Below are 17786 nucleotides of genomic sequence, written 5' to 3'. Positions count from 1 at the left end.
ATAATCGACAAGCGGGGAGAGGGACGCATGACCACGACATTGCACAAGGGCCGATTATTCTGGCTGGGCGTGCTCGCGCTGTTCACCGCCGCGGCGAGCCTCGCGATCCGTGGCGCGATCGCCAGCGGGCTCAAGGCCGAATGGATCGACCCGGTCGCCCCGCTCCAGGCGGGCGAGTTGATAGCCGCCGCGCTCGGCGCCGCGTTCCTCAGCTTCGCGATCACGCTGTTCGTGGCGAGTGCCTTGCTCGACCAGATCGGCATGAAGCGGTGTCTGGCGGGCGCGGGGCTATGCTTCATCCTCGGCCCGTTGATGATCGTCACCGCGGGCCATGTCGCGACCGGCATGACAATCTATTGGCTCGTCTGGACCGGCATGCTGCTCAGCGGCATCGGCTGGGGGCTGACCGAGGCGGCGATCAATCCGCTGACCGCGCAGCTCTATCCCGAAGACACGACGCACCGGCTCAACGTGCTGCACGCCTGGTTCCCCGGCGGCATCATCGTCGGCGGGCTCGCGGGCTTCTTCCTTTCGGCCGCCCTGCCGTGGCAGGGCATCATGGCGCTGGTGATGATCCCCGCCGCCGCGACCGTGATCATCGCCGCAACGACACGCTTTCCGCCGCCGCTGCGCGAGCAAAGCGGCGTCAGTTTCGGCGAGATGATGGGCGAAGTGTTTCGCCGCCCGAGCTTCTTCATCTGGTTCGGCGCGATGTTCCTGACCGCGGCGTCCGAACTCGCCCCCGGCCAGTGGATCGACGTCGCGCTGTCGAACCGCGTCGGCATGCGCGGCATATTGTTGCTCGTCTATGTCAACGCGCTGATGTTCGTTTTCCGCCATTTCGCGGGGCGGCTCGCAAACAAGATTTCGAACCCCGGGCTGCTCTGGGTGTCGAGCCTGCTCGCGGCGATCGGCCTGTTCATGCTGAGCCAGGCGCAGTCGCCGGTGGCGGCGATCCTCGCCTCGACCGTCTGGGGCCTCGGCGTCTGCGTGATGTGGCCGACGATGCTCGCCTCGGTCGCCGAACGCTATCCGCGCGGTGGATCGTGGGCGATGGGGCTGGTCGGATCGGCGGGTGCGCTCGCCAGCTTCTTCGTGCTGCCGCAATTGGGCGCGATGTTCGACCGCGCCAAGATCGAGTTCGCCGGCGGGCCCGAAGCCTTCGCGCGGCTCACCGGCGGCGCCAAGCTCGCGGTCGAGGACGCCGCTGCGTCGCTGTCCTTCCAGCGGCTCGCGATCCTGCCCGTCGTCCTGCTCGCCGTGTTCGGCTTCATCTGGCTGCGCGAGCGCGGCAAGTCGCGCGCGGCGCTCGCGGGCGAGGCGGCGTGACGCTCTCGCGTCGAACCCTGTTGGCGAGTGGCGCCGTGGCGGCCGCAACGACGGCCGCCACCGGTGCGCCGCCATCGAACGCGGCGCGCTTTTCGCTGAAATATGCCCCGCACGAAGGCAGCTTCAAAAGTCGCGGCGGGCGGCTCGAACAGATCGCCTTCGCCGCCGATCAGGGTTTCACCGCGTGGGAGGATAATGAAGCCGCCGGCCGTTCGGTCGCCGACCAGAGCGCGATGGCACGCGCGCTGCAGCAGCGCGGCATGACGATGGGCGTGTTCGTCGCGAGCATGCCGCGCTGGGGCGATTTCCGGCCGCAGCTCGGCGGTAACGACGATGGCGATCGCGCGCGTTTTCTGGCCGATATCCGAAGCTCGGTCGACGTCGCCAAGCGGCTGAACGCCAAACATATGACGATCGTACCCGGCTTCATGGACCGCAAGCTGCCGGTCGAGATCCAGACCGCGCGCGTGATCGACGTGCTGCGCCGCGCCGCCGAAATCTACGAACCGCACGGGCTCGTCATGGTGATGGAGCCGCTCAATACGCTGGTGAACCATCCGGGCGTTTTCATGTCGACCGTGCCGCAGGGCTATGCGGTCGCGCGCGCGGTCGACAGCCCCGCGATCAAGGTGCTGGCGGACCTCTATCACGAGCAGATTCAGGCGGGGAACCTCATCAATACGCTGGAGAGCTGCTGGAACGAGATCGGCTATATCCAGTTCGGCGACAACCCCGGCCGCAACGAGCCGGGGAGCGGCGAGATCAACTATCGCAACGTCGTCCGCTGGCTCCGCGCGAAGAATTTTTCGGGCGTGATCGGCATGGAGCACGGCAATTCGGTCGAAGGCCGCGCCGGCGAGGAGCGGCTCGTCGCCGCCTATCGCGCGATCGACGCGGCATGAGGGAGAGACAGGTGAAGCGTTTCGCATGGGCCGCGGGCGTCGCGGCCGCGGTGGCGGCGGTCAGCCCCGCCGCCGCAGAGGAAAAGCCCGGATTCAAAGACACGCCGATGCTGCCCGGCGGCAAGTGGCATGTGCATGATTCGGACCGTCCGCATCCGACCGTGGTCACGCCCGGCAATGTCCCCGGCGCCCCACCCTCCGACGCCATCGTCCTGTTCGACGGCACATCGCTCGACGCGTGGCAGGCACAGGCGACGCCGTGGATCGTCAAGGACGGCGCGGCGACCTCGGCTCCGCGCGCCGACGGCAAGGGCGAAAATGCGCTGGTCAGCAAGCAAAGCTTCGGCGACGTCCAGCTCCACCTCGAATTCGCCTCGCCCAATCCGCCGAGCAAGAGCTCGCAGGATCGCGGCAACAGCGGCATCTGGTTCATGCAGCGCTACGAACTCCAGATCCTCGACGGCTACCAGAACCCGACCTATGCCGACGGCACTGTCGGGTCGATCTATGCGTGGAAGCCGCCGCTGGTGAACCCGTCGCGGATGCCCGGCGAGTGGCAGAGCTACGACATCATCTTCGAGCGGCCGCACTTCGGCGCCGACGGCAAGCTCGTCCGTCCGGCCTATGTCACCGCCTTCCTCAACGGCGTACTCGTGCAGAACCGCCAGCCGTGGCTCGGCAGCACGGTCTGGCGCAAGGTCGCCACATATGAGGCGCATGGCGATGCCGCGCCGATCCAGCTTCAGGACCATCATTCCCCGGTCTCGTTCCGCAACATCTGGGTGCGCCCGCTGCCCGAAGCGGCGGCGAGCCATGATTTCGAAGGCGAGGTGAAATGATCATCGACCGCAGAGACGCGCTCGCGGGCATGGCCGCGATGTTCGGCGCCAGTCTGTTCGCGCCGATCGCCCGTGCCGCCGCCGCGCAATTGCCGGCGATCAGCGACGGGCCGCCCTCGACCCCTGTGTTCACCGCGCAGCAACGCGCGCTGATGACCGCGCTCAGCGAGCGCGTGATGCCGACGACCGACACCCCCGGCGCGATCGCGGCGGGCGTCCCCGAATATATCGAGAAACTGCTCGCCGACTGGGCGTCGCCCGACGACCGCAAGCCGATCCTCGCCGGGCTCGACACGATCGAGGCGCGCAGCCGGAGCGATTACAAGGTCGCCGCCGACAAGGCGACGGCGGCGCAGCAGGACGCGCTGCTGACGCTCGCGATGGAAGACAAGCTGCCGGGCGGCGCGGACTTTTTCGACAAGTTCCGCCAGCTCGTGCTCACCGGCTATTTCACCTCGGAAGTCGGCATCACGCAGGAACGCGAATATCTGCCCGTCCCCGGGCGCTACGACGGCGCCTATCCCTATTCCGAGATCAAGAAGGTGTTTTCGTCATGACGATCGGCAGGCGGCAATGGATGGCGGGCGGCGCCGCGCTTGGGGCGACACTCGCAGCGGGGCCACTCATGGCAAAGAGCCTCAAATCAAAGCCGATCGGCATCCAGCTCTACACGGTGCGCGAACTCTTCGCGAAGGACCCGATGGGGACGCTCGAGCAGGTCGCCGCGATCGGCTATCGCGAGGTCGAATATGGCGGCGGCGGTTACGACAAGATGGATCACGCCGCGCTCCGCAAGACGATGGAGCGGCTCGGGCTGACATCGCCCTCGATCCATGTCGGCTATGAAGCGCTCGCCAGCGATTTCGACGGCGCGGTCGCGATGACCAAGGCGCTCGGCGCCGATACGCTGATCGTCCCCTATATGGGCGAAGCGCACCGCAGTGCCGAAAGCTGGAAGGCCGCGGTCGCCGATTTCAACCGCTATGCCGAGCGGCTTAAAAAAGCGGGGCTCGGTTTCGCCTATCACAATCATGATTTCGAGTTCACGCTGAAGCCGGGCGGTACCAGCCTGTTCGACACGCTGATCGCCGACGCCGACCCCGCGCTCGTGCAGATCGAGCTCGACCTGTTCTGGGCGGTCGCCGCGGGTGAGGACTCCAAGGCGATCATCCGGCGCCTGGCCGGACGCATCTATGCCTATCATGTCAAGGACCGCACCGCCGAGGGCAAGATGACCAGCGTCGGCAAGGGCGTCATCGATTTCGCCGACATCTTCACGCTCAACGCCGTCGCCGGCGTCAAGCATTTCTATGTCGAGAACGACCAGTCGCCCGCGCCTTACCTGCCCGACATCACCGCCAGCTTCAGCGCGCTCAGCCGCCTCCGCGCCTGACCGATATTCGAGGACAAGACATGACCGACCAGTTCGATGCGATCGTCATCGGTTCCGGAGTCAGCGGCGGATGGGCCGCGAAGGAATTGACCGAAAAGGGCCTCAAGGTGCTGATGCTCGACCGCGGGGTGATGGTCGAGCATGGCGATTACGACTATGACGGCAAGGCGGCCTATGAGGTCCCGGCGCGCGACATGATGCCCAAGGCGCTGATGGAAAGCGATTATTTCATCGCCAAGCATGGCTATGTCTCGCCGTCGAACCGGAAATTCTACAATAACGACCGGCTCAACCCCTATGCCTATGACGAGGGCGAGAAATTCTACTGGATCCGGCCCGCCGCGGTCGGCGGCAAGTCGCTGATCTGGGGGCGCTGGAGTTTCCGCTGGTCGCCGGAGGATTTCGAAGCGAACAAGCGCGAGAATGTCGGGATCGACTGGCCGATCCGTTACGACGACCTTGCGCCATGGTACGACTATGTCGAAAAATATATCGGCGTGTCGGGATCGCGCGAAAATCTGCCGCAGCTGCCCGACAGCGCGTTCCAGCCGCCGATCCAGATGAACGTCGCGGAAAAATGGGTGAAGGAGCGGCTCGAGGCGACCTCGCCGGGGCGCAAGCTGATCAACACGCGCCTCTCGAACATGACCGAGGACAAGGAGGATCAGGGGCGCAGCAAGTGCCAGTTCCGCAATCAGTGCGGGCGCGGCTGCTCGTTCGGCGCCTATTTCTCGACGCAGGCGGTTACGCTGCCTGCGGCGCGCGCGACCGGGCGGCTGACGCTGCGGTCCGACGCGGTGGTCTCCAATCTCGAATATGATCCGAAGACCAAGAAGGTCACCGGCGTGCGCGTGGTCGACGCGAAGACGAAGCAGGCCGAGGTGATCCCGGCGCGCCTCGTCTTCCTCTGCGCCTCTGCCATGGCCTCGACCCAGATCTTGATGAACTCGCGCATCCCCGGAACGGCCAAGAGCCATTTCGACGCCAGCGGCACCCTCGGCCGTTATGTGATGGACCATATCTTCCGCGTCGGAATCTCGGGCGATATTCCGGGGATGACCGACTTTATCGAATATGGCCGCCGCCCCGGCGGCGTCTATGTCCCGCGCTTCCGCAATGTCGGCGGCGAGGAAGCGATCGGTTTCAGGCGCGGCTACGGCTATCAGGGCAGCGCGCGGCGCGATCCATTGCCGCCCGAGGGCTTCGGCGCGTCGATGAAGCACGGCATGCGCGGCTATGGTCCGTGGAAATTCGGCATGGGCGCGTTCGGCGAATGCCTGCCCTATGAGGATAATCGCGTCAGCCTGCACGCCGATAAGGTCGACCGCTTCGGCATCCCGCTGATGCGCTTCGACGTCACCTTCCGCGAGAACGAGATCCGCATGATGGACGATGCGCGCAGCGAAGGCGAGGCGATGCTGCGCCGGGCGGGGCTCACCAATGTCACCAGCGGGCGCAGCGAACATGTGCCCGGCGACGCGATCCACGAAATGGGCGGCGCGCGCATGGGCGCCGATCCGCGCCAGTCGGTGCTCAACAAATGGGGCCAGGCGCACGACGCCGCCAATCTGTTCGTCACCGACGGCGCGCAGATGGCGTCGATCTCGTGCGTCAACCCGTCGCTCACCTTCATGGCGCTAACTGCGCGCGCCGCCGACCATGCGGTCAAGCAGCTCGAGGCGGGGGCGATCTAGAAATCTTCCCCGCCCCGATCGTCATCCCGGCGAAGGCCGGGATCTCGCCGGCGCGTCAGGCCGATACGGTGAGGTCCCGGCCTTCGCCGGATGACGATTCAATAAAAGACCGTCGCGCTCTCACGAGTATTGGTCGGTCTTTCCCCGCAACCGTTAAAGCGCGCCTTCAAGCCAGCCCTTGAGCGCGCTTTTCGGGGCCGCGCCGACCTTGGTGTCGGCGATCTCGCCATTTTTGAACAGGATCATCGTCGGGATGCCGCGCACGCCATATTTGCTCGGCGCGTCGGGATGATCGTCGATGTTGAGCTTGGCGATCACCACCTTGCCCGCGAGTTCATCCGAAATCTCCTCGAGCGCCGGGCCGATCATCTTGCACGGACCGCACCATTCTGCCCAGAAATCGACGAGCACCGGGGTGTCGCTGTCGAGCACGTCGGACTGGAAGCTCGCGTCGGTGATGGCCTTCGTACCCATAGTCTGAACTCCTGAAAATCTGTTGGTTCCAAGCTAGGGCGTCGGCGCGCCGGGCTCAAGGGTAGAACCCGGCAAATTCGCCTTGGTTGCCGCCAAGCCCGGCTTGTGCGCGTCGAGCAGCGCGTCGCCCAGGCGGACCAGTCGCGGCGCGGCAGTATAGAGCAAGGCCGCCTCGACCCGCCGCCGCGGAAAGATCACGCGGAGCGCGTCGCGATAGGCCGCCATCTGGCGCAGATAGGCGGGCGCGACCTCGGCGGCGCTCGCCGGGACATGCCGCCCGGTCTTGTAATCGATCACCGTCACCGCATCGCCCGCCACCAGCAGCCGGTCGACGATCCCCGCAACGACGACGCCGTCGACCACCGCCGACAGCGGCACTTCGGCGAGACTGCCGGGCCCGAACAGCGCCGCATGCGCCGGATCGCCCAGCACCGCCAGCACCTCATCGACCATCGCCTCCCGCGTCGCATCACCCAATACCGCGGCCTGCACCGACAGCCAGTGCATCGCAGCGGCGCGGCGGCGTTCGGGTGCGACGGGCGGCAGCCGCTCGAACAGCGCGTGAAGCAGCAGCCCGCGTGTCACCGCGGCGCTCCGCTCGCCCCCCTGCGGCGGCGACGCGACATCGTCCTCACCGAGCGCCGACGGCGCGAGCGGCCGCGGCGGGCGCGCTTCCTCGGGGGCGGGCTTGGTTGCCCAGTCTGGAATCGCGGTCATCAGCGCGGCGCGAACCGGCTTCTCGCGCTGCCGCGCCCACGCCTTCGCGTTCACCGTATGGACACGCTTCTGCCCCCAGCGCGGCCCGGCATCCTGCCAGCCGAGCCCCATATTCTCCATCACCCCGTCGACCGCCGCGTGCCAGCAGAGTTCGGGCAGCGAGCGATCCTCCTTCTTGGTGACCCCGGCGACCACCAGCAACTCCTCGGCGCGCGTCATCGCAACGTAAAGCAGCCGCCAATGCTCTTGGATTTCAGCCTTCGCCTTGTCATCGTGAGCAATGGCGACCGGCCCGTGCCGCTCTTCCTTCGGCAGGCCGAAGACGGGCAGCCGATCCCAGCCCTCCAGCGACAGGTCGAACCCGCGCTGGCGCTGCACCGGATCGTCGGTCGCGTCGGCGAGGATGACGATCGGCGCCTGCAAGCCCTTCGACCCGTGCACCGTCATCACGCGCACGACGTCGCTGCGCGCCTCGGTCTGGCGCTTGATGTCGGCGCGGCTTGCCTCGACCTCGCTCAGGAAGGCGAGCAGCGAAGGCGTATGCTGGCGCTCGAAGCCCAGCGCCTGGTTGAGCAGTTCGTCGATCGGGTCACGCGCCTCGCGCCCCAGCCGCGCGTAAAGCCGCCGCCGCCCCTGCATCGGCCCCGACAATATGCGGTCGAGGAAACGATAGGGCGTCGTGAAATCGGCCATGCCGAGCAGGTGGCGCAGCGCCGCCATCGTTTCCGCCGGCACCTCGGCCTCGCGATCGCGGAGCCGCTCCCACAGCGCGCGCTTGCCGCGCCCGTGCGCGAAGACGAAGAGATCGTCCTGCGACCAGCCGATCAGCGGCGACACGAGCAGCGAGGCGAGGTTGAGATCGTCGAGCGGCTGCACCGCGAAGCGCATCGCCGCCAAGAGGTCCTGCACCCCGAGCGGCTGGGTCAGCGCGAAGCGGTCGACCCCCGCCACCGGCACGCCCAAGGACTGCAGCCGCGCGACGATCCGCGCCGCGAGGTCGCGGCGGCGGCGGACGAGGATCAATATATCGCCCGGCGCGACGCTGCGCCCGTCCTTGCCGTGGAGGATCCACTCCTGCACCTCGTCGGCGATCGCGCGCGACAGCCGCAGGCTCGCGGGGTCGTTCGCGGGGGCGAGCGGATCGCCGCCCTCGGCGATATCCTCGTCGCCCGCTTCCTCGCTCTCCGCGTCAGCCGTCAGCGCCTTGCCGACCGGCAGCGGCTGCCACAGCTCGACCCGCCCCGGATGCGCGCTACGAAAGGGCAGGTGCGGCGGCTCGTCGCTCGCGAGCCCCATCGCTTCGGTGCCGCCGCCTGCCACCCACGCGTCGACGACGTCGAGCACCGCGGGGCTCGACCGGTAATTGGTGATCAGGTCGACCTCCGCAAAGGGCTGGCCGCCGTCGGCCGCCCATTCCCCAAATCTGATGCGCGCCGCCTCGAACGCCGCGGGCTCGGTGCCCTGGAAACCGAAGATCGCCTGCTTGCGGTCGCCGACGGTGAACATCGTGCGCACACGCTCGTCCTTCGCGCCCACCCCGGCGAAAAATTCCTCGGCGAGCGCCGCGACGATCGCCCATTGCCGTGTATTGGTATCCTGCGCCTCGTCGACGAGGATATGGTCGGTGCGCTGGTCGAGCTTGAAGCGCACCCATTCGCCGAACTGCCCGAGCCGCAGCAGCGACCCCGCGATCGAAATCAGATCGTCGAAATCGGCAAGCCCGCCTTCGCGCTTGGCGAGCGCATAGGCTTCAGCAAAGCGCGAGCCCAGATCCCACGCCGCCGCCAGCTCGTCGGCGATGCGCATCGCGGCGGCCGCGGCGAGCAGGTCCTGCCCCGCATCGACGATCCGCACCGCGCTGTCCGCGCAATCAGTCATCCGCCCCTTGTCGCCCGCGAAATCGGCGCGCAACTCGCCCTTGCCGGTGAGGAAACAGCCGAGCAGGTCGCCGAGCATCGCCGCGCGCGCCGGCGCATCGCCGGCGAGCCAGCGGGCCATCGCGTCCGCGCAGGCGAGCCCGGTCTTCGTTCCCCAGTTCGCGCCGCTCGCCGCGACCATGCGGACAAGATCGTCGGCGATCGCGCCGCCCGCAATCCGCGCCGTCAGCCACGCGTCGGGCGCGCCGTCCGGAAGCCCCAGCGCCGCGCGCAAATCCTGCGCGCGCGGCGGCAGGATGCGCTCGCGAAACGGCGCGGCAAAGGCATGGGCGCAGCGGACGAGAAACGCGATTGCCGCATCCTGCCCCATCCGCCGCGACAGCATCGCCGCCTGTCCGCGCATCGTGTCGCCTTCGGCGCCCGGCTGCGCGAGCAATTCGCTCAGCACCCGCCGCTGCAGATCGGCCGCCTCGCCCTCCTCGAGCGCGCGAAAGCCCGGCATGATCTTCGCTTCGAGCGGGAAGCTCGCGAGCAGGGTCTGGCAAAAGCTGTGGATGGTCTGGACCCGGATCGCGCCCGCCGCGCTGTCGATCACCGTCGCGAACAGCGACCGCGCCCGATCGAGAATGGCGGGCTGGTCCCAATCGGCGCCGAGCGCGCGAAGGTCGAGCCGCAAGTCGCCGTCGTCCATCCGCACCCACAGCGCGAGCCGCTCGTGGATGCGGTGCGCCATTTCGGCGGCACCCGCCTTGGTAAAGGTGATGCAGAGGATCGCCTCGGGCGCGACGCCCGCGAGCATCAGCCGCAGCACGCGCGCCGAGAGCACCTGCGTCTTGCCTGTCCCCGCCGACGCGCCGAGCCAGACATGCTCGCCCGGCTGTGCGGCCGCCTGCTGTGCGGGGTCGAGATCGTGGAGCCGGGTCATGGCGCGTCCCCATTCGCATCGCGCCCGCGCCCGAACCATTCGTCGCGGCGCATCAGCTGATCGTAATCGGTGAAGCGTTTCACCGCGTCGCCCGGCGCGAATGACGCGTCGCCCAGCAGGTAGAGTGCTGTCAGGTCGGCAAAGGCTGCATGGGCGCGCTCGACCGCGTCTTCGGCGGTTTTGAGCTTGCGCCGGCTTCCGTGGGTGGGCGCGATGCTGCCGTCCGCACCCTTTGCGCGGTCAACCTTGAGGCTCCAATATTCGAGCGCGTGGACCGGCCCTGCCGCAATGCCCTCCATCTTGCCCATTTCGGCCATCAGCCCGAGCAGTCCCAATTGATTGTCGAGCCCGTCGGCCGCCGCGCTGCCGCTCGGCGCCGCACCGGTCTTGTAATCGACGATCGCAAGACTGGAGTCGGCAAGCCGGTCGATCCGGTCGGCCTTTCCCGACAGCCGAATGCCGTTGAGTTCATGCACGCCCGACACCTCGGCCGCGACCGGTTCGCGTCCTTCGGCGCGCGCGTCCCACACGCGTTCGGCCGCCCAGCGCAGCGCGGGCTCGATGCGCGGAAACCAGAAAGCGCGCGCGAGCGCGTCGAGCGCCGGGTCGTCGTGCAGCCGCTCAAGCTCGGCCTCGAGCGCTTCGCGCGTCGCCCCTGCCCGCTGCCAATCCTCCATGAAGGCGTGAACGCGCGTCCCGAGCCAGCGCGGGTCGGGCCCGGCGCGCAGCGGATCGAGCACCGAAAGCCGCAGGATCCGCCCCGCGTAAAAGGCGTAGGGGTCCTTCGCCAGCAGGTCGACGCCGGTGACGCTGATCTGGCCCGGCCGCGCGTCGGCGGGCGGCCGCGGCTGCGGCATCGGCGCGGGCGCGATCGGGCCCGGCGGCACGTCGAGCGCCGCCGCGAGTGCGGTCACGCTTGCGTCCCCCAGCCGCGCCTCGCGCAATTCGCCCGCGAGCGCGGCGAGCCGCAGCCAGAAGCGCGACGCCACCGCCGGATCGCCGCCGCTGCGCAGCGCGCGCGTCACCACCACCTCGCGCGCTGCAAAGGCGCCCGCGAAGTCGTGCGCCGCCGCGCCCTGCTGGCGCTCGGGCGCCGCGAGCCCAAGCATGCGGCGGATGCCCGGCGCAAGCCACGGATCGGGGCTTTGCTGCGGCGGCCAGCGCCCCTCGTCGAGCCCGCCCAAAATCATCAGATCGGCGCGCTGCAACCGCGCTTCGAGCAGCCCCCAGATGAACAGGCGCGGGTGCCCGCCATAGGGGGGCCGCACGCTCTCGCTCGCGAGCAGATCGGCCAGCATCGCCGGGAAATCGGCGGGCGCGACGAGCGCCGGGCCATCGCCCTTCGCCAGCGCCCAGCGGTCGAACAGCTCGGCCAGCGCGCGCCCGGCATGGCCGGTCCACGCTCCCTCGCCCGTCAGCCAGCCGAGCGCCGCCTGCAATGCGCCCAGCAGGACCGAAGGCGGCGCCGGGGCGCCAGCCGCGAACGGTGCGAGCGCCCCCCGCAGCCCGGAGGCGACGTCGGCCCACCATAAATCGATCAGCTTCGCCGCGTCATGGCCGCGCGCTTGCGGATCGGCTGCGCGCTCGGCGATCCGCATCGTCACCCCGTCCCAGCCCGGCACCAGTCCCGGCCCACGCAGCACCAGATCGAGCCGCCGCACCTGGTCGAGCCAGCCGAGCCGGCCCTCGCCCGCGCGCACCAGCGGGTGCCCGAGCAGCGCGACGAGCCGCACCGGATCGAACGCCGCGGCGAATTCGGCAAGCGCGAGCAGCAGCGCGCCGGGCGGCGTCTGCCCCAGCGGCTGCCCCGCACTGTCATCGACCGCTATGTCCCAGCGCGCGAGCGCCGCCGCGACGCGCGTCGCGAGCGCGCGGTCGGGCGTCACCAGCGCCGCGGTGCGTTCGCCCGTTTCGAGCGCGGCGCGCATCATCAGCGCGATCCCCTGCGCCTCCTGCCCATCGTCGGCGAAGGTCGCGGCGCTGACCCCCGCGATATCCGCACGCAAGTCGCCCGCCTGCTGCCAGCGCGCGGTATAGGCAGCGGGCGCGAAGAGCAGCGAGGTGAACGAGGCGCGCGCCTCCGGGCCGTCGAACGGCGATGTTCCATCCCACGGCTGCACCTCCTCGCGCGAAACGCTCATCCGCCCAAGCAGCAGCTTCAGATGATATTGCGGGTGCGTTTCGAGCGGGCGTTCTCCGGGCTTGTCGGGGTCGGCCCTCACCGGCCCGAGCGCTTCCCACTCCTCGCCCGCCATGCCGAGGTCGAGCCCCGGCAGCACCACCATGCCCTGCGGTAGGTCGGCGACGGTGCGCAGCAACCGCGCGATCGCGGGCGCCGCCGTCGTTACGCCCGCCGCGACGACGAAGCGCGCCGGCGGCGCGACGCGCCATCCACGCGTCACCCGATCGAGCAACCGGTTGCGGCGGTCGGCGCGGTCGACATGTCCCGTCGCCGCGAGCAGCTTCGGCCACGCATCGACGAGCAGCGACAGCCGCCGCCACGACGCCTGCCAATGCCCCGCAAGATCGCCGAGCGCGCTTTCGATATCGGCGAGCCGCGCCGGCGCGACCTCCTCATAATGGAGCTGGTCGATCACGCGTCCCAGCCCTTCGGCCAGCTGGAAGGCCGCGGCGCCGGTGATCGGCGCCTCGCCCGGCACATTATGCTTCTCGATCAGCGCCGCGAGCATCAGCCGCCGCTTGAGCGCGTCGATCGCCGGCGGAATCGCGTCGCTCTCGTCGATCGGGTCGAGCGCGAGCGCCACATTTTCGTCGAGGTCGGCATCGCCGATTACGACGAGCCGCGGCATCAGCAGCCCCGCGCCGCCAGCGCGCACGAACGCCGCCTGCACCGCGCTCCGCGCGCGGTTGCTCGGCAGCAGGATCAACCCTTGTGCGAGCCCGAGCGCGCCGTCGGCAAAGCGCTCGATCAGCCCCCCCGCGAGCGCGTCGGCGAAGGCCCGCTGGACCGGGATGGAAAAAAGCGTGGGTCTTGCGTCAGCCATCCGTCAGCGCGGCTTCGGTCGGCGCGATGCTCGCCGGCGTGCCGACGTCGAACCACTGCCCCATGTGCGACAGCCCATAGAGCCGCCCCGCCGCGATCGCGCGATCCCACAGGATATTGGTCGAGAACGGCCCCTCGGGGGCGCCATCGAGCAACCGCGGCGAAATAAGCTGGATTCCGGTATAGACGAAGGGCGCGATCCGCCCCGGCTTGCGCCGCGACAGCCGGCCCGCCGGGTCCATGTGGAAATCGCCGCGCCCGCCATGCCCCGTCGCGCTCGCCTGCCGGATCAGCAGTAGCAGTGCGTCCATCCGCTCGCCGTCCCAATGGCGCGCGAGGTGGCGGATGCTGTCCTGCGGCCCGTCGGTCCAGATATTGTCGCTGTTGACGATCAGGATCGGGTCGCCCGTCAGCTGCGGCAATGCCTTGACCATTCCACCGCCGGTTTCGAGCAGCAGGTCGCGCTCGTCCGAAATCGAGATGCTGAACGACCTTTTCTGCGCCGCAAGATGGGCTTCCAATGCGTCCGCCAGATAATGGACGTTGACGACGACATGCTTGACGCCCGCCGCCTCGATCCGGTCGAGGCTGTGATCGATCAGCGCCTTGCCCGCGACGCGCACCAGCGGCTTGGGCCGGGTAGCCGTTAACGGACGCATCCGCTTGCCGAGCCCCGCCGCCATCACCATCGCGCTTTCGATCTTCGTACTCACGACCACGCCTCCGCCCGCTTCGAAGCGGGGACATTGGCGTCGAACCATTGCCGAACCGGGACAAGCGCCGGATGCGCGAGGTCGCGTTCGAGCAGCCCCCACATGCGCGGCTGGAAACTCTTGTAATGCGGCTTGTTATCGCGTTTCCACAGCCGGACGAAGACGCCGAGGATGCGCGTGTTGCGCTGCGCCGCGAGCGCCCAATAGGCGTGCTCGATGTCGTGCCCCGTCGCTTCGCTATAGCGCGCGAGCATCGCCGCCTCGACCGCCGGGCTCACGTCGCGCCGCGCGTCTTCGAGCACCGAGGCGAGGTCGTAGGCGAGGTGGCCGATGAGCGCGTCCTGGAAATCGAGCAGGCCGTAATGCGCGATGCCGTCCTTGCCGGGCACCAGCATGATATTTTCGGCATGATAGTCGCGCAGCACGGTGACGCGCGGCAGGCCATCATGCTCGACCGGGGTCAGCACCTCGGCCCACGCGGCGCGAAACGCATCGCGGTCGACCTTCAGGTCGAAGGCGGGGCAATACCAGTCGCTGAACAGCATCACCTCGTCGAGCCATTGATCGAGCCCATGGACGGGCAGCCCGTCCATGGGCGGCTGCGTGTGGAGGTGGACGAGCAGATCGGTCACCCCTGCATAATATTGCGCTTCCTTGTCGATCTCAGCATCGACCGTTTCGCGCAGACGTATGTCGCCGAAATCCTCGATCAGCAGCAACCCTTGCTGGAGGTCGCGCGCGAGGATCCTCGGCGCATTGAGCCCCAGCCCGCACAGATATTCGGCGACCGCGATGAACGGCCGCGGGTCTTCGTGCGGCGGCGGGGCGTCCATCAGCACCGCCTGCCGGCCGCCATCGACGACACGGAAATAACGGCGGAAGGACGCGTCGCCCGCGAGCGGCAAAATCTGGGCGTCGCCCCAGCCATGCGCGGCAAGAAAGGCGGGCGCATGGGGAGGCGGAATCATCGGAGCGGCCATCGGCTCCCCCAAGACGTCGGCACAGCGGCTGTCAAGACGCGCGCGTCGCCCGCACCCGAAATCCTTAGGAGCAGCGCGCCCGGCCAGCCTTCGCCGCCCAGCCTTTCGGGCCATTCGATCAGCAAGGCGCCGTCGTAAAGATAATCGTCGAGCCCCAATTCGATCAGTTCGTCCGCATCCTCGATGCGATAGAGATCGACATGCGCGATCGGCAGATCGGTCTCGGGCGGCGCATAGGGCTGGACGATCGCAAAGGTCGGGCTCGGCGCTTCGCCTGCCAGTCCGCGCGCCTTGAGCATCGCGCGCGCCAGCGTCGTCTTGCCGGCGCCGAGGTCGCCCGACAGCAGCACGACATCGCCCGCTGCCAGCGCCGCCCCGATCGCGGCACCGATCCCTTCGGCATCGGCGAGGTCGTAGCGCACCGAAAAGCCGGTCATGCGCCGCGCGGCAGGCTGATCCGCACGAGCGTGCCCTGCCCCTCTTCGCTCACCACTTCCATCGTCCCGCCGTGCGCCGCGACGAGTTGGCGCGCGAGCGCGAGGCCGATGCCGCCGGCCGCGGTGCCCGCCTGCTGCCCCTTGGCGACCGCGACCGCCGCGTCGGGCATTCCCGGGCCATTGTCGGACACGATGATGTCGACGCCGCGCGCATCGCCGTCGGCGTGCAGCAAGACGCGCGCGCCCGTCTTGCGCGACGGCACGGTAAAGCGCACCGCATTGTCGAGCAGCCCCGCGACGAGCCGCGACAGTCGCGGCGCGTCGCCTTCGATACTGCCGAGGTTCGCCGCGATATTGCCGACGAGCTCGACCTTTTCGCTCTTCGCAAAGAGCTTGGCGTCGGCGAGCGCGCCTTCAAGCAAAATTTTCACATCGACCGGCGCGCGCTCGATCGCGAGCGTCCCCGCTTCGCCCTGCGCAAGGTCGAGTACATTGTCGATCTGGCGGCCGAGCACGCCCACCGAATCCATGATCGCGTCGATATAGGTGCGCTGCTGGTCACCGAGCTTGCCGGCATAGCCCGCCTGCAGCATCTCGCCGAAGCCGCCAATCGAGGTCAGCGGCGTGCGCAGCTCGTAGCTCATCCGCGACAGGAAGGCGGTCTTGGCCTTGTCGGCGGCCTCGAGCGCCTCGTTGCGTTCGCGCAGCGCGCCCTCCATCTTCCGGCTTGGTGTGATGTCGAGCATGATGAGCAGCGCATTGCCGTCGGGCAGCGGGATCGACGCGAAATCGAAATAGCGCCCGTCGGCGAAACCGATCTCGCCGCCGCGCTGCTGGCGTTCCAGTGTTGCGGCGCGGATGACCTCCTGCACGATGCTGATCTGGTTCGGTTTCACCAATCGGTCGGCGAGCCCTTCCATCAACGTATCGACGCGCGGATGCGCCGCGAGCGTCGGTTCGTCGATGCCCCACAGGCGGCGGAAACGCTGGTTCCAAAGGTGAAGCCGCCCATCGGGGGCGAAGACCGCGACCGCCTCGAACAGATTGTCGAAGGTCGCGGTGCGAACGCGGAGCAGCGTGTCGCGCGCGCCCGCGAGCTGCACCTGTTCGGTCTTGTCTTCGGCGATCAGCAGCATGCCGCCGTCGGGGGTCGGCTGCGCGACGACGTGCAGGTGCGTGCCGTCGCGCAGCAGCCAGTCTTCCTCGCTCGCCTCGGCCTGCGCGAACCAGTCGACATGCGCCTGCCGCCATTCGGGATAGTTGCGCACTTCGGGGATTCGCCCGCCCTCGCGCCACGCGTCGAGCAGCCGCGCAAAAGGCGGCGCCTCGGCCACCTCCTCGGCCTCCAGGGCGAACAGGCGGCGGAACGGCAGGTTCGCGAAGCTCAGCCCCTGGTCGGGACCGAATTGCGCCACCGCCGCCGACAGCCGGTCGAGCAGTTCGCGCTGCGTGTCGACGAAGCGGCGGTGCGCCCCGCGTTCGGTTTCGAGCTCCTGAATGTCGATCGCATAGCCCGCGACGCCGATCACCCGCCCGCCCTCTGGCGCGAGCGGCACATCGACGACGCGCATGATCCGCCGTTCGCCCTCGATCGTCACCGGAATCGTACGCATCTGCGCCGATCCCGCGGCGCGCGCCGCGTCGGCGGCGTCGGCGGCGCTCACCCCCGCGACGGTCTCGCACAGTTCGACCCCGCCGTCGATCACCGCCGCCGCGCTCTTCGCCTCGACCGCGCGAACATAGGCGCCGTTGACGAGCGCGAGCGACAGATCGGTGTCGCGGAACCACATCGGGAAGGGTGCTGCCTCGATCAGCCCCGACAAAGCCTCGAACGCCGCCATCGCCTCGTCGCGCTCGCTGCGCGCGTGCGCGAGCGCCTGCTGGCCGTCGGTCGCATCGCTCAGCCACAGCAGCACCCCGCCCGGCCCGCCGACCGCCTGCGGCGCTGCGGCGCCATGAACGATGATCGTGCGGTGGCTGCCGTCGGGCTTCAGGCTCAGGACAAAGGGCTTCGCGCCGCGCTGCGCCCCGAGGATCGCATGCCGCAACGCGTCATGAGCCTCGGCATCGAGCCCGCTGCCGAGCCCGCGAAGCTCGTCAAAATTGCGCGGCCCGCGTTCGAGCCCCAGCCAGCGCCCGAGCCGCTCGCTCGCCTCGATCCGCCAGTCGGCGCGGACGATCACGGGGAGCTGCGGCGACGCTTCGACGAGGTTCGCGAGCCGTTCGGCCTGCCCCGCGACGAACGCCGAGCGCCGCTGCATCGCGATCCCGCGCAGCGTCGCCCACAATCCGGCGAGCAGCCACAGCGCCGCAAAGAGTCCGAGCGCGAACAACATGGCCGGGGAAAGCGCGTCGCTCATCCCGCCTCAAGCCCTCGTTTGTCCGGATGTCGCGCGCGCATGATCGCTTGCCCTAAAGGCGATGGAGTCATGTTTCAATCGCATGTCACAGCCAATTGCCGTGCATCGCCTTCCGATTAACCCGTAGCGGTGGATTATTGGA

13 protein-coding genes are annotated in these 17786 nt (G+C 68.7%); 6 read left to right on the top strand and 7 right to left on the bottom strand.

The genetic code is table 11. The annotated features are described in order from the left end of the window. Positions 1-27 precede the first annotated feature (27 nt). Genes FG95_RS07485 through FG95_RS07460 form a run of 6 tightly spaced genes read left to right on the top strand, consistent with a single transcriptional unit; the run spans position 28 to position 6157 of the window. Positions 28-1329, top strand: a complete 1302-nt coding sequence (locus FG95_RS07485; RefSeq protein WP_037555023.1) for an MFS transporter — start codon at positions 28-30, stop codon at positions 1327-1329. Between the two features lie 35 nt (positions 1330-1364). Next, positions 1365-2231, top strand: coding sequence for a hydroxypyruvate isomerase family protein (locus FG95_RS07480; protein WP_235211490.1), 867 nt, complete (start codon positions 1365-1367; stop codon positions 2229-2231). An 11-nt stretch (positions 2232-2242) separates the two neighbouring features. After that, positions 2243-3070, top strand: coding sequence for a 3-keto-disaccharide hydrolase (locus FG95_RS07475; RefSeq protein ID WP_037555019.1), 828 nt, complete (start codon positions 2243-2245; stop codon positions 3068-3070). Continuing rightward, a complete protein-coding gene (locus FG95_RS07470) occupies positions 3070-3627 on the top strand; it encodes a gluconate 2-dehydrogenase subunit 3 family protein (RefSeq protein ID WP_037555053.1) in 558 nt (185 codons plus the stop codon). Before FG95_RS07475 ends, FG95_RS07470 begins: the two co-directional genes overlap by 1 nt. Further along, positions 3624-4463: a sugar phosphate isomerase/epimerase family protein gene (locus FG95_RS07465; protein ID WP_037555018.1), complete on the top strand. Its 840-nt coding sequence runs from the start codon at positions 3624-3626 to the stop codon at positions 4461-4463. The genes FG95_RS07470 and FG95_RS07465 overlap by 4 nt, the downstream gene beginning before the upstream one ends. A gap of 20 nt (positions 4464-4483) precedes the next feature. Continuing rightward, positions 4484-6157: a GMC family oxidoreductase gene (locus FG95_RS07460; protein ID WP_037555016.1), complete on the top strand. Its 1674-nt coding sequence runs from the start codon at positions 4484-4486 to the stop codon at positions 6155-6157. Between the two features lie 153 nt (positions 6158-6310). Here the strand turns inward: FG95_RS07460 and trxA are convergent, their stop codons facing one another. The 7 genes from trxA to FG95_RS07425 are packed head-to-tail and all read right to left on the bottom strand — an operon-like array spanning position 6311 to position 17644. Continuing rightward, complete coding sequence (gene trxA / locus FG95_RS07455) at positions 6311-6631, bottom strand: thioredoxin TrxA (protein ID WP_037555014.1); 321 nt, start codon at positions 6629-6631, stop codon at positions 6311-6313. Between the two features lie 33 nt (positions 6632-6664). Continuing rightward, a complete protein-coding gene (gene addA / locus FG95_RS07450; RefSeq protein ID WP_037555013.1) occupies positions 6665-10150 on the bottom strand; it encodes a double-strand break repair helicase AddA in 3486 nt (1161 codons plus the stop codon). Next, complete coding sequence (addB, locus tag FG95_RS07445; RefSeq protein ID WP_037555011.1) at positions 10147-13155, bottom strand: double-strand break repair protein AddB; 3009 nt, start codon at positions 13153-13155, stop codon at positions 10147-10149. Before addB ends, addA begins: the two co-directional genes overlap by 4 nt. Then, positions 13148-13867 carry a nucleotidyltransferase family protein gene (locus FG95_RS07440; protein ID WP_200880168.1) on the bottom strand — a complete coding sequence of 240 codons (720 nt, stop codon included), beginning with the start codon at positions 13865-13867 and terminating at the stop codon, positions 13148-13150. The genes addB and FG95_RS07440 overlap by 8 nt, the downstream gene beginning before the upstream one ends. Continuing rightward, positions 13864-14835, bottom strand: a complete 972-nt coding sequence (locus FG95_RS07435) for an aminoglycoside phosphotransferase family protein (protein ID WP_037555051.1) — start codon at positions 14833-14835, stop codon at positions 13864-13866. The genes FG95_RS07440 and FG95_RS07435 overlap by 4 nt, the downstream gene beginning before the upstream one ends. Beyond that, on the bottom strand, positions 14832-15284 hold the full coding sequence (gene tsaE, locus FG95_RS07430) for a tRNA (adenosine(37)-N6)-threonylcarbamoyltransferase complex ATPase subunit type 1 TsaE (protein ID WP_037555009.1): 453 nt from the start codon (positions 15282-15284) through the stop codon (positions 14832-14834). Before tsaE ends, FG95_RS07435 begins: the two co-directional genes overlap by 4 nt. Then, on the bottom strand, positions 15281-17644 hold the full coding sequence (locus FG95_RS07425; protein WP_052182185.1) for a PAS domain-containing sensor histidine kinase: 2364 nt from the start codon (positions 17642-17644) through the stop codon (positions 15281-15283). Before FG95_RS07425 ends, tsaE begins: the two co-directional genes overlap by 4 nt. Positions 17645-17786: the final 142 nt, after the last annotated feature.

This window comes from Sphingopyxis sp. LC363, from assembly GCF_000756385.1.
Lineage (GTDB): Bacteria > Pseudomonadota > Alphaproteobacteria > Sphingomonadales > Sphingomonadaceae > Sphingopyxis.
Note: the sequence above shows the minus strand (reverse complement) of the source record. Positions and strands in the feature narration are given on the sequence as shown.